Here is a 13,432-nt window from a genome sequence, read left to right on the forward strand (position 1 = left end):
CATTTGCTTATAATTTCAATAGTATGCTTTCAAACAATTTCGAAAGCTTTATATAACGGACCAGGATATACCTGGCCCGTATGAAATCAACATCCCCTCTTATTATTCATAAGCAGGATTTTGTGCAAAATTCTGATTTTGATTTAAGTCAATAGCATTTTGTGGAATTGGTCTTAGTATTTTCTGAAGACCATTACTTCCATCAAAATTTGACACCTCTATTAATGGATTGTACATTGAAGCACGTTCAACTAATTTACCTGTTCGCTTTAGGTCGAACCATCTTTTATACTCGCCCATTAGTTCACGAGCTCTTTCATCAAGGATATAATCCAGATCAAATTCCGCAAGAGTGGCATCTGCTACCCCCGCACGTCTTCGAACTTCATTAAGACGCTCGAGACCGGTACCCGCTGCTCCGGCACCAAGATATGCCTCTGCTGCAACAAGGTATGTTTCAGCTAATCTGGAAACGATGAAATCTCTTGCACTTACTCTATCCTCAGATCCACCAGCTACGAATTGTGATTCAGGATCGTCAAACTTTTTAATTACGATAGTATTAAAATTACCTGAAATATCAGCTCCTTCGGGATCGTGTTCACCAAATGGATGGTACTCAGCTTCTGGGTGAGCAGCCACATAGGCAGCCCTATCTTCTGCAGTAAACCATTGTGGTTCATAAAAGTGTCTGACTTCAAGAGTACTTCTATCTTCTACCTCAAAATAATCATAGTAGCGACCATAAATCTCTGTCATGAAAGTACCTTCCCAACGCTCATCGCCTTCCTCAAATAAACTTAAAGCAAATCGGGTCGGGCACAAATTATATGATTTATAAGGTGCATCACCCGCTACTTCTGACCCTCCAAGGTATGAACCAAAGAAATTTTGTTGCTGATGACCAAGAGTTGTTGGACTAATACCAATCGACTCTCGATTAAACTGAACAGAAAAAATTACTTCTTCATTCAATTCATTGCCAGGTGTCCATAATTCCTCGTAGCTCAAGTTCAGTTGTTGACCTCCGATAACATTATCAGCATATTGAGCAGCTTTGGAAAAATCATCAGATGGTCCAAATGACTCATAGGCTCTTGTTAAATGTACTTGTGAAAGTAGATTTTCAACAGCTCTATGGTTAACCCGCCCAACAAAAGCACCTGTACTAACAAGATTAAGTGCTTCTTCGAGTTCTGAAATAATGAAACTATATACTTCCTCTGCTGTATTACGTTCAAATTGTAAAACAACATCATCAATTTTCTCGGTTACCAAACTTACTCCACCATAAGTTTGAACGAGTAAGAAATACGCATTGGCTCTCATAAACTTCACTTCACCCACATACTGAGGGATTAATTCAGTTTGTTCTGTTATATCAGCATAATATAGCGCTGCATTAGCTTGCTGGATTGCCTGATACGCTCTAACATATAGAAATTCAACTTCGGGCTCAGCACTTGATAATTGACTATACTGACTTAATCCAGGAGGTTCCGGATTACGTCCCTCCATATATAAGTCGGTACCGGACATAAATAGCCATGGATCTTGTCCATAAATTTCTCTTAACAAGGCATAATTTGCATTTATTAATGCTTCATATCCTTCCTCAGTGACATAAAACTCTTCAGCTGTCACATTGGATTTGTTCTCTTCTTCCAGGTAGTCTTCACATGATGTGAATGACAATGTTGCTATTATTGTAAGTATGAATAATTTTTTCATGATTTTTCGGATTAAAATTTAAGACTAAGTCCTAATTGAGTTGTAACGCTTCCAACCCGACCTACATTTAATGAGGCATCTGCCCATTCAGGATCCCATCCTTCATATTCAGTAAATACAAATGGATTTAAGACATTCACGTAAACCCGTAAATTTTTTACACCCATTCTATCTAAAGCAGATTGTGGCAGGGAATAACCCAATGATATATTATTCACTTTCACATAAGAAGCATCCCTGTAATATCCTACCCCATCATTTCTCCAGTAAGTACCCATGTTTCTTGGTTGTGGATAGTTATTTGAAGCCTGGGACGGAACACCTACATTATTTTCTGGTACATACCAGTCAATATCAAGTTTTTGACGACCTCTATCCCGAGTATTTGTGAAATTCTCATGGAAATTACTATAAGCTAAAACACCTTGAACAGCAGTGATTGTAAATGTGAAATCAAAATTTAATACGTTCAGCCTGGATATCAATCCTCCATTCCAATCAGGAAATATAGAACCTAAGATTTTACGATCACCATTGGCAGTAATTCTACCATCATTATTGAGGTCCTGTACTTTAGCCTGACCTTCTGTTTGATTATATGACTCTGCTTCATCTGTTTCATTTGCCTGCCAGATACCATCAAAAACATAATTATAATGTACATCTACTGGTTCACCAGGAAACCATCCATTACCTATATCAGGCACTTCTGACTGTCCATAAATAGATTCCAGAGTATTAGTGTTCTTAGTAAAAGTCAAAGTGGTTTCCCATCGGATTTTATCCGTTTCAACGTTCACTGTTCTTAACATTATTTCAACACCTGAATTTCTAATCTCAGCAGAATTTGCTCTGATTTCACTGTAACCAGTTTCATATGGAAGAGTCTGAGTTAACAATACATCCTTAGACAATCTATTGTAATAATCAATTGAACCATTAACACGGTAATTAAATAAACTATAATCCAATCCAATATTGATCTCATTGGTTCTTTCCCATGTTAAATTTTTGTTTGCTAAAGAACCAGGGATCCAACCATTAGCAATGGTACCTCCAAAATTGTAAAATGTTTGCTGATCCAGTCTATTGATTGAAGAATATGGATCTACATTATAATTACCTGTGGAACCATAACTAACTCTCAATTTCAAATCAGAAATTGAATTTAAGTCGCGAATGAAATCTTCATTACTCATTCTCCATGCCACTGCAGCTGATGGAAAAGACTCCCATTCATTTCCTACTCCTAATCGGGAAGAGCCATCCCAACGATTAGTAACTGTTAACAAATACTTATCCTTATAACCATAATTTACTCTCAGAGCATAAGATAATAACTGGCTTTGTTCAAAGTAGCTACCCACATTATATGTTGAAGGCAATCCTGATCCGATATTGTAATAATCAGTTTCAAAAGGCTGAAATCTGGAAGACAAGGAAGAGGTCTCAGTTCTATCTACAAAAACACTTTGAAGAGCCATTGCATTAATAGAATGGTCACCAAAATCTTTATTGAAATTTAACTGATTATCCCAACTGTAATTAAAATTCTGAAAGTTATCCATTCCTGATAATGGTAAACCTCCATTACTAGCTCCATCTTCAGTTAACGCTCCAGAAAAATATCCTCTTCTATAGGATTGAAGGCTGGCAGAAAATTGAGTTCTAAAACTCAAATAATCTAAAATATCGTAATTAAGGTATAAATTACCTAGTACATTCCATTGACGTTGTTCATCACTGGTATTATTGATTTCTATAAGAGGGTTCCATGTACTTGTCTTATTAATCACAAAATCACCGGTAACAGGATCTGTCAACTTTCCAGGTTGTGGGAATAACTCCCCAACGATCTCATTGTAATTTTCATCTATTGCCCATGGACTTAAAAATGGGTTTAAACGAAAAGCATCTCTCATGGCAGTTGCATTACCTCGCTCAAGTTCATTTAAAGAGACTGTCAGATTAGAACCAAGCTTTAACTTATCACTCATCTGCTGGTCAATACTTGATCGTAGCGTAAATTTATCTAAGCCCTCATTTTGAATATTCCCAGTTTCATTTTGATAACCAATACCAACAGAGTAAGCTGACTTTCCGTTTCTGTGAGAAATTGCAAGATTGTAATTAGACTGCTGACCTTGTTGAAGAACTGCGTCATACCAATCAAAACCATCAAGATTTTCAAATCGAGTACGTAATACAGCATTAGAACCTTCAGAGGCAACTCTATCATAATATTCTTCAGGAGTTAAATCTTCAAGATCACTTGTGGTAGCAAGATAAGCTGACATATGATAATAACGCCATTTTTCATAACTCATCATTTCCGGTAGTCTTGCGGGATCTTTGAATCCATAAAAGGCATCAAAAGAAACTGTCGTTCCTGATGGGATATTTTTCCCTCCTTTGGTTTGAATAATGACAACACCATTTGAACCTCGAGAACCATAAATAGCTGCGGAGGAAGCATCTTTTAAGATGTCCATACTCGCAATATCCTGAGGATTAAGAAAATCTATATTATCAACAATCGCTCCGTCAACAACAAATAGGGGTGAAACATCCCCATCCAAGGTTCCCTGACCACGAATATCGATCTGGAATCCATCTCCTACTCTACCTGTAGAGTTACTTACCTGTACACCAGCAACACTACCTTGTAATGCTTGTGCAGGACTGGTGGTTCCTCTTTCCTGAAGAACTTGTTCATCAATTCCGGTAATTGCTCCGGTAACATCCTTACGCTTTTGAGTACCGTATCCAACTACTACTATCTCATCAAGTGCTGCAATATCTTCTTCAAGATTAACATCAATTGTTGATCTTCCATTTATAGAAATGGTCTTACTTTGATATCCGATAAAACTGAAAACCAAATTCTCGGCATCAAGTGGTACATTAAGTGAATAATTCCCATCAGCATCGGTTACAGTACCGTTATTCGTCCCTTCTATAAGGACTGATGCCCCAGGAAGACCGAAACCCTCCGGATCGGTAACCTGACCTGAGATCTCTCTCTCCTGGGAGTAGGCTGTTGCACTTAATAATATTAGTGCAAACACTCCCAAAATTAGCTTTCTACTCAACAGAGCAAAGCCCGAATTCTGTAGTTTTATTTTCATGATAATACTTTAGTTGGGTTAGACATTTTTAATAATCAAACACTCATCGATCACTTGTGAATTATTTGATTACTGAAATATCTGCAATCGTTTTCGAAATCAGTATTCAATTTTTAACATACACTTATCATTTTTTTTAAATAGCTGATTTACAGCTTTTTAAATAGCCAATCGACTTGTTTTATTAGATATATCTGTTAAAAAAGTAACTGAATTATGAACTTAACAACCTATGTTAGTAAGGACCTGCTCCAAAACTTTTACTTTCTATTAAAATAGGGATTTTTGTGGACTAATTTTTAAAAAATTTCCCTAAGAAAATTGATTACTAGTTCAACAGTAGGAGTAAACCAGGGATTGACATGCCAGAATGAATGAGGTGAATTTTTAAAAGTGTGAACCTTATAATAAATCCCGGACTGATTTAAGATTTTGATCATATCATCACGCCCGGCATGAAACCTGGGCCTAGAACTATTGATAAAAAGTATCGGTGGAGAGTTTCTATCTACGTGGGTCAATGGTGATGCTAATTCCCAGTTGTCAATTGCATTTGATTGATCACCTCCTAACCATTCAGCAGCTACTTTTCCTTCTTTGGATTCAGGGTGAATAAATGCAACAATTCCATCGATATTAATTATAGCATTTACTTTTGTCGAAGGGTCTCCAGCGGTTAAGTTTTCATCCAATTCTGAATTATCTGCAATCACTCCTAATAAAGTAGCCAGCTGCGCCCCGGCGGAACACCCTAAAACAGCAATTTTATTTGTGTCTATTTTTAAATATTCAGCTTCCTTTTTAATCCAGCGAATTGCATTTTTCAAATCATAAACAGCAGCCGGAAACTTAGCTTCAGGACTGAGTCTGTAATCTGCAACTATTGATACAAAGCCTGCCTCAGCCAATTTTTGCGCCATGGGTTCGAGATTTTCTTTTTGCCCGGATTTCCATCCCCCTCCAAATATCATCAAAATTGCCGGTGCATAATTATCATTCAGATCAATTGGTGAATACAAGTCGAGAGATATTGGTCGTGGATCAGAAGTATAAATAAGATCTTTTTTAACAATGATTGTTTTCGGGTTTGATGCGGTAACTTTCGTAACCTCAGGATAGTCCTTTTTAATCTTTTTAAATGCTGAATTAATTGTATAAGAAGTATCTCTTTGAAAATTATATTGTTGCGAATGAATTGAAAAACATGATAGGTAAAGAAGAATTTGAAAGACAAATAGCTTAATTATTCTTTCCATACCATTTGGGACCCTGTCCTTCTTCAAGAAAAATGTTTTCGATAGTATATTTTTCAACTTCTTTTTTGTCAATTTATAAACCCAGCCCACTCTTTTTTCCATATTTGAACCCGGCCCGGTATTTCCATGTTCCGCATAAAATGTAGTTTGTCGAGCTTTTGATTTTGACCAATCATGCCATCCTTTAGGATTGATAAATGAACCAAGATCACAATTTATAAAAACTGTTTTTGCATAAGGACGCCAGGGTCTGCCAAGAAAAACATTTGATACTTCTTCAATTGCAGTTATATCACAATTTAAAAAAACGAATCCAAATTTCTGATCTTCAGGAGTAGAAGCAGCAGTAATATAAGAATTTGCAAGGCACCTTATTGTAGACCTTTCAAATACAGCGGTGGCCTCACCAAAAATAAAATCCGTCGTTCCTTCTATTGTACAATTATAAAAATATTGTCTAAAACCTTCACCCGCACAATAAAGTGTATCCTGATGTCCTTTGATTACACAATTTTTTATTACTACTCGATCAGCAGTTACAGCTAAAGCAATAGCTTGTCCAACCAGGCCGGCTTCATTAATTATTGTCAGATTTTCTAAACGACAATCATTTGCTTCAACTGATAATGTCGGGGTATGAAATGTACTGTTTCTTCCTTTATCGATTTTATCAAAATGATCTTCAAAAATGATAATTGTATTTTCTTTATCCTCACCCTTAATCGTTAAGTGTGTATTCCAGGAATAAACCTTGATTTTTTCATGGTAAACACCTTTCTTTAAAAAAATTGTGATTCGATCATCGGGAAATGCTTTGGTATGATCGATTGCAGATTGTAAACTCAGGTAATCACCTGTTCCATCTGCTGAAACTGTAATAAAATAATCAATCTGCGCTACGGATGTATTGCTCACCAGGCAAAAAATAAATATCACGAAGAACAAATTATTTTTCATTTTGGTGATATTGAATTGTTCAGTTTTTTTAATTCCCTGAATACTAATTGGGCAACTGCTCTAGCTCCCTCGGGTTGAAAATGCGTGTTATCTGATAATCCTTCAGGATATGCTTCATACTTCCCTTCGGGTATATTCATAAAATAATTTTCAGTAACATAGTCTCTTCCCTTTTTACTGAAATATTCCATCGAAACCTTATTTAGATCGATCAACGGAACATCAAATTCAGCGGCAACTTCTTTAGCTGCATCGGGATAATCATCATGTACGTTTTGGAGATGTCCGTTTTCCCATGGATAGTTCCTGCAAACAGGAGTCAAAACAATTGGAAGTGCTCCTTTTTGAAGCGTTTGAGAAATATAAAGTCTTAAAAACTCTTTGTAACCTTCGATATTTACATATCTCTCAGTCTTTTTTACTGCCGCATCATTATGACCAAATTGCATAATGACGATATCATCTTCTTTTAAATCTTCATAAACTTTCCTCCACCTTGCTTCCTGGAAAAAAGTCCGGGTGCTTCGACCACCCCTGGCTCGATTTTCTATTTCTACCCTATTTCCATTTATTAAATTTGATATCAACTCAATACTATCTTCAACCATAAACTCATCAAAAGCCTGACCCCAACCGGTCATCGGGTATCTCGATTCCTTATAAGTTTTACCGGAGTCATAATTATCGCTATAGTCAGTCATGGTAGAATCACCAATCAAAAAAATTGTTGTCACCTCTTCTTGTAGTGCAAAAGAAGCTAATATCAATCCCAGAAAAATCAGGCTAATCTGTTTCTTCAAAAATCCCATGTCAGTCTTTTAAATATTTAGTCAATTCAGGAACCTTTTTTCTTATTTCTGCAACCGCAAGATCTGCAACACGAAAGGCTCCATAAGGAGATAAATGTGTATTATCGATTTGGCCTTCCGGTATAGATTCATATTCACCCTTTTCTATATGCAAAAACAACCTTTTTGAATTTTCAGGACCGTAATCTTTCAACAGTTTTCTGGTTTCCACATTCAGGTCAAGCAGGGTTACTTTTAAATCTTTTGCTACCTCTCTCATAGCTTCAGGATATTCACCATGTGTTTCTATTAGTTTTCCATTTTCATCAAACTTTCTTCTAACTATTGAAGTAGCTAAAATGGGTATTCCTCCTTTTTCTCTGGTCTCGTTGACAAACTTTTTAAGGTTTGCTTTATAGGATGAATTGGGCTCCGTATATCTTGAAGGATCCTTTATTTTTTCATCATTGTGACCAAATTGGATAAACACATAATCTCCCTCCTCAAGCTTTCCCAAAACTGTATCCCACCTGCCCTGATCGATAAAGCTTTTAGTGCTTCTTCCATTAACAGCATGATTTTCTATACTTACCCGTTGATCAAAATACAACGGAAAAACCTGCCCCAGCCTTTTTCAGGATTTCCTGTACCAAAAGGCTTATCCGACATGGTCGAATCTCCAACCATATAGATCATAACATTATCTTCACCCTGTTTAAAAATGCTGCCATAAAAAAGAATAAAACCAACACTCCTTTCATGCCAATGATTAATTTAATTGAATCGCTTCTTCACTTACATTGCTGCCTTTTGCTAATTGATCAGCAGATAGCCCACTATCTTTTAAATTGATATTGGAAGAACCAGACCCTAAAATTCTAACTACTTTATTATCGTCAGGATTTCCTGAAAATTGATCTAAAGCCACATTCGAACTATTGAAAATTGTCAAAGCCTTTCCTTTTTCCTGAATCACTTTAACATTTTTAAGCTTGATATTATCGGCATCGATCATTGTCACACCGTTTTCAGCTTCAAGAATAGCATTTTCAAGAGATACATTCTCAAGCTTCATTTCCGGTAAGCCTTGAAAAAAAGCACCGGTCTCCGAGCTGGTCACCCAAATATTTTTCATATGAATATTTCTGAATGAAGGAGTTTCCTCAGTAACAGGTTCTAAATCTGAATCACTTTCTACAGGATCCTGATCTTCTTCAAGTATTGGCGACTGACCTTCATAGAACATATTAAATCGAATCGCTTCAGTAGGAATATCTATCATATGAATATCCGATATATAGATATTTTCAACTACTCCACCTCTACCACGTGTACTCTTAAATCTCAGTCCTACATCTGTTCCAATGAATGTGCAATTTGACACTTTAACATTTTTGACTCCTCCAGACATTTCACTTCCGACAACAAATCCACCGTGTCCGTGATACACCACGTTATTTGTTACAATTACGTTTTCTGTAGGCATTCCTCGTTTTCTTCCGTCCTCGTTTTTACCTGACTTAAAACAGATCGCGTCATCCCCTACATCAAATGAATTATTATGAATGACAACATTTTTACATGATTCCAGATCAAGGCCATCACCATTTTGAGAATACCAGGGGTTTCTAACAGTTAAATTCCTGATAGTAACATCCTCACACATCAGAGGATGAAGATTCCAGGCTGGTGAATTTTGAAAGGTGGGGCCATCCAGTAAAACTTTTTTACAGTTAACAAAACTTACCATTACCGGACGCAAAAAATCTTTTACCGCAAGAAATTCCTCTTTTGTCTCAAAAGGAGGTACATTAAAATTGTCAGTTAATTTATTAGCCTGCTCATATTCTTTAGAAGGATACCAGGTTCTACCATCTTCACTTAATACACCTCCACTTTTAACGAGCCTTTTCCATGCTGAAGAGGCCATTTTACTTTTCTTTACCGGTCTCCAGGCATCTCCTGATCCATCAATTATTCCTTTCCCTGTAATAGCAATGTTTTCAAGGTTCTTACCATATATTGGTGATAAACATCTATAAGTTTCTAATCCTTCAAAACTTGTTTCAATTAAAGGATATTTAGATTTATCCTCACTAAACCTGATCAATGCACCCTCATTAACATGCAAGTTCACATTACTCTGAAATCTAATCGGTCCGGTCATCCAGATACCTCTCGGAACAATTACTTTCCCTCCTCCTTTTTCGACAACTGCATCAATTGCTTTTTTAAAGGCTTCAGAATTATCAAAGATCCCATCACCTTTCGCACCAAAATCAACTACGCTAACAGAATTATCTGGAAATTCGGGCTCATTAACTTTTGGCATATCAAATTCAACACCAGAATAAATGTCAGAATTATTTTCTGTTTTATTAGCCATGTTTCCTTCTGCAACCTGCTCAGAGGATCTTCCTCCACAACCATAAAATACGAGACCTAAAATGGTCAGAATTAGAAAATAGTAATTTTTTACGTTTATCTTTTTCATGTTATTGGAATTAATATTCTTGTTCTTTATCTACCGGCTCAAACCTAAACCACTCAAAATCAGCATATCCCGAATCATTTATTCGTTGATTTCGGATTGCAAAAAGGCCAACTTTAGCCCCGATCCATCTTCCGGGTCTTGCTGTAAAAACTTCATCGATATCTATGAATTTTTTACCGTTTTTGCTATAGCTAAATTGACATTTACCACCATCTATCACCGTTACTCGTAAGTAAATTTCATCAGTATTTAACTTGGTGATGTTTTTAGTTATTTCTTCACCCCCGGTTCGAGCATTTTGTCTTTCACCATAAGAAAGATAAACACCATCTGACTTACTGGTTAAATTCAAATGAGCATAATCTTCACCCATAATTACCAAACCGATTTTTTCATTGGTTATCTCGTCATTAAAGGAGAATGATAATTTAGTCGTCACAGTAAATTCTTCGGCTGGAAACTTCTGGAGCAACAGGTTCGGTACATTCCATAGATTATCACTTTTGTCTGGTGACTGAACGGTATATAACCTTAACTTACCCGCTGCTGCATTTGTAAATGCCCACGAAGCTTTCGGGTTGGCATGCCATTGCCATTGATTGGCTAACGAAATACTGTTGAATTCATCTGAATCTTCGGGAGTAACTATTTTATGATCACCTTTGACATCTGGCTTTTTATGAATCATTACCGGCCATCCTTTGCCATCACCATCTTTATCAATACCTATTACCGGCCAGTCATTTTTCCATTTCATTGGTTGTAAGTGAACGATTCTTCCGTAAGCTTCCTTATCCTGAAAATGCACAAACCATGATTCACCTGATTCAAGTTCAACCCAACCTCCCTGGTGTGGGCCATTAATTTCAGTTTCTCCCTGTTCTAAAACTATTTTATCCTCATAGGGACCAAAGACATTTTTCGATCTCAAGATTGTTTGCCAGCCTGTTGGCACTCCGCCTGCAGGTGCAAAAATGTAGTAATACCCGTTTCGCTTATAAAATTTAGGGCCTTCTATAGTTGGATGATCGCCATGGCCGTCGAATACAATACTTCCTTCATCTAATAAATGTGTTCCATCCGGACTCATTCTTCTTACAACCAGCACACTTTTAATACCGGCACGACTCCCGGCAAAAGCATGTACTAAATATGCCTTACCATCTTTATCCCATAATGGACAAGGATCAATCAGTCCTTTACCTTTTTGAACTAATACCGGATCTTCCCACGAACCCGCAGGATCTTTTGTTTTTACCATGTAGATACCAAAATCCGGATCTCCATAATAAATATAAAACTCTCCATTATGATATCTTATAGACGGTGCCCACACGCCATTGCCATGTTGAGGTTTTGAAAAATGATCCTCAGGAGTTAATTCATCCAAAGCATATCCAATCAATTTCCAGTTTACCAGATCTTTGGAATGTAAAATCGGTAAACCCGGTACTGCATTAAAACTTGATGAGGTCATATAAAAATCATCGCCGACTTTACAGATATCAGGATCTGAATAATCTGCATGAAGAATGGGGTTTTTATATTTACCGTTTCCCAGGTCAGCAACCCAAACGTCGGATACATTTTGAGCTGACAAGGAATAACCCAGGCAAAAAACAGCAAGTAATAATATGTAGAAAGGAATCGATCTCATAAAATCATCTTGGTAATTTTTCTAATCTCTCATTTGGGCCCCACCCGTCAAATACTTCTGTTAATGAGTATTGAGATGCCTCTTTGCTACTTAATTGATGAGACCACTTAACTCGTTCTGATTTGTTAGCCCCGGGACCTGATGAATTGTATTCTGCATAAAAAGCTGTTTTTTCAGCTTCAGGCTTACTCCAGTTATGCCATCCTTCGGGTTTGATGTGCCTGCCCAATTCGCAGTTTATAAATACCGTCTGAGCATAATCTCTCCAGGGACGCCCCAGGTAAACCGAATTTTCCGGAGCATTACCGGTGAGTTTACAGTTTAAAAACACAAAGCCATAGTCCGTTTCTTCTTTAGTTGAAGCAGCGGTTATATAATGCCCTCCTTCCTTGGAGAAAATTTCACAATTTTCGAAAACAGCAGTACTCCAGCCAAATATAAAATCAGTAGTACCTTCGATATAACAGTTCTTATAATATTGCCTGCTTCGATCACCATGTGGATAAAGGGTATCCTGAAACCCCAGAAAACGGCAGTTCTCAAAAATAACTTTATCGCCATCGACTCTGACAGCGACTGCCTGACCTACAGGACCAGCAGTATTGGAAAAAGTAATGTTCTGAGCAGTAAAGCCATTTCCGAAAACATAAAACCCGGACGATCCGGAAGTTCCTATCTCTTCTCCAAATTCATTTTTCTTTGAAGCATAGTCATCAAATGTGATTATTGTCTTTTCAGGATTCTCTCCAATAAAAGTAACATTAGTTTTAGAAGCCGGGAGAACTAATTTCTCTTTGTAAACACCATTTTTAATCAAAATACGTGTCGTTTCTTTCCTCATATCCGGAACGGCATCAATTGCAGCCTGTACCGTATTAAAATCTCCTTTTCCATCTTTTGAGACGATATAATCAAACTCATCAGCGGAAGTTACCAGTAATGATTGCAGATACACTTCGATGTTATCATAATGCTCATGCAGGTCATTCCCATTGGCATCATATTGATTCGGATCGAGTTTATTATCTTTTTCCCACTGATCAGGCATACCATCCCCATCAGAATCTGTGGGATAAGGTGCAGCATGCAATTGAGGCCAGCCTCCTACTTCTTCCTGGGAGTCAATAATGCCATTACCAACTGTCGCAGTACCTTCTTTTATATTTTGAATGATTCGTTCATCAACCTGGTCTCGTTGCAAACTTGCTCCGCTTCTACTTAACACCGCTCGATAGGCTTCTTTTGCCGTGTGTTGAGAAGTTAGATTTATTGCTTCAAAAGGATCATTAACCTTTACTGCCTCAGGATCATCGCACTGAACTCCCCCTGCCCAATTATCTGAGGAAACCTTATCATTTCCAAAGACATAATTTTCAGAAACATAAAACTGACCGTAAGGCTTACTGGGATTTACAATTCTG

The 13,432-nt window shown here is 37.1% G+C and carries 8 protein-coding genes; all 8 read right to left on the reverse strand.

Annotated features, from left to right (window positions below; all coding sequences use genetic code 11):
* Positions 1 to 102 precede the first annotated feature (102 nt).
* The 8 genes from DCC35_RS00225 to DCC35_RS20515 all read right to left on the reverse strand — a co-directional run bounded on the left by DCC35_RS00225 (position 103) and on the right by DCC35_RS20515 (position 12,972).
* On the reverse strand, positions 103 to 1,731 hold the full coding sequence (locus tag DCC35_RS00225; protein WP_137088882.1) for a RagB/SusD family nutrient uptake outer membrane protein: 1,629 nt from the start codon (positions 1,729 to 1,731) through the stop codon (positions 103 to 105).
* Between the two features lie 11 nt (positions 1,732 to 1,742).
* Complete coding sequence (locus DCC35_RS00230; RefSeq protein WP_137088883.1) at positions 1,743 to 4,859, reverse strand: SusC/RagA family TonB-linked outer membrane protein; 3,117 nt, start codon at positions 4,857 to 4,859, stop codon at positions 1,743 to 1,745.
* A 299-nt stretch (positions 4,860 to 5,158) separates the two neighbouring features.
* Positions 5,159 to 7,072 (reverse strand): pectinesterase family protein, encoded by a 1,914-nt coding sequence (locus tag DCC35_RS00235; RefSeq protein WP_137088884.1) that lies wholly within the window; start codon positions 7,070 to 7,072, stop codon positions 5,159 to 5,161.
* Complete coding sequence (locus tag DCC35_RS00240) at positions 7,069 to 7,881, reverse strand: rhamnogalacturonan acetylesterase (protein ID WP_137088885.1); 813 nt, start codon at positions 7,879 to 7,881, stop codon at positions 7,069 to 7,071. The genes DCC35_RS00235 and DCC35_RS00240 overlap by 4 nt, the downstream gene beginning before the upstream one ends.
* Position 7,882: 1 nt before the next feature.
* Entirely contained in the window at positions 7,883 to 8,470 is a 588-nt protein-coding gene (locus tag DCC35_RS00245; protein WP_246070110.1) for a rhamnogalacturonan acetylesterase, read from the reverse strand.
* A 159-nt stretch (positions 8,471 to 8,629) separates the two neighbouring features.
* Positions 8,630 to 10,354 carry a glycoside hydrolase family 28 protein gene (locus DCC35_RS00250; RefSeq protein ID WP_137088886.1) on the reverse strand — a complete coding sequence of 575 codons (1,725 nt, stop codon included), beginning with the start codon at positions 10,352 to 10,354 and terminating at the stop codon, positions 8,630 to 8,632.
* Between the two features lie 10 nt (positions 10,355 to 10,364).
* Positions 10,365 to 12,011: a glycoside hydrolase family 43 protein gene (locus DCC35_RS00255; protein WP_137088887.1), complete on the reverse strand. Its 1,647-nt coding sequence runs from the start codon at positions 12,009 to 12,011 to the stop codon at positions 10,365 to 10,367.
* A gap of 4 nt (positions 12,012 to 12,015) precedes the next feature.
* A complete protein-coding gene (locus tag DCC35_RS20515) occupies positions 12,016 to 12,972 on the reverse strand; it encodes a pectinesterase family protein (protein ID WP_246070268.1) in 957 nt (318 codons plus the stop codon).
* Positions 12,973 to 13,432: the final 460 nt, after the last annotated feature.

Source organism: Mangrovivirga cuniculi (assembly GCF_005166025.1).
Lineage (GTDB): Bacteria > Bacteroidota > Bacteroidia > Cytophagales > Cyclobacteriaceae > Mangrovivirga > Mangrovivirga cuniculi.

Coding starts and splice junctions, on each gene's coding strand:
- DCC35_RS00230 (WP_137088883.1), bottom strand. CDS start 4,859: ATGAAAATAAAACTACAGAATTCGGGCTTTGCTCTGTTGAGTAGAAAG.
- DCC35_RS00250 (WP_137088886.1), bottom strand. CDS start 10,354: ATGAAAAAGATAAACGTAAAAAATTACTATTTTCTAATTCTGACCATT.
- DCC35_RS00255 (WP_137088887.1), bottom strand. CDS start 12,011: ATGAGATCGATTCCTTTCTACATATTATTACTTGCTGTTTTTTGCCTG.
- DCC35_RS00240 (WP_137088885.1), bottom strand. CDS start 7,881: ATGGGATTTTTGAAGAAACAGATTAGCCTGATTTTTCTGGGATTGATA.
- DCC35_RS00235 (WP_137088884.1), bottom strand. CDS start 7,072: ATGAAAAATAATTTGTTCTTCGTGATATTTATTTTTTGCCTGGTGAGC.
- DCC35_RS00225 (WP_137088882.1), bottom strand. CDS start 1,731: ATGAAAAAATTATTCATACTTACAATAATAGCAACATTGTCATTCACA.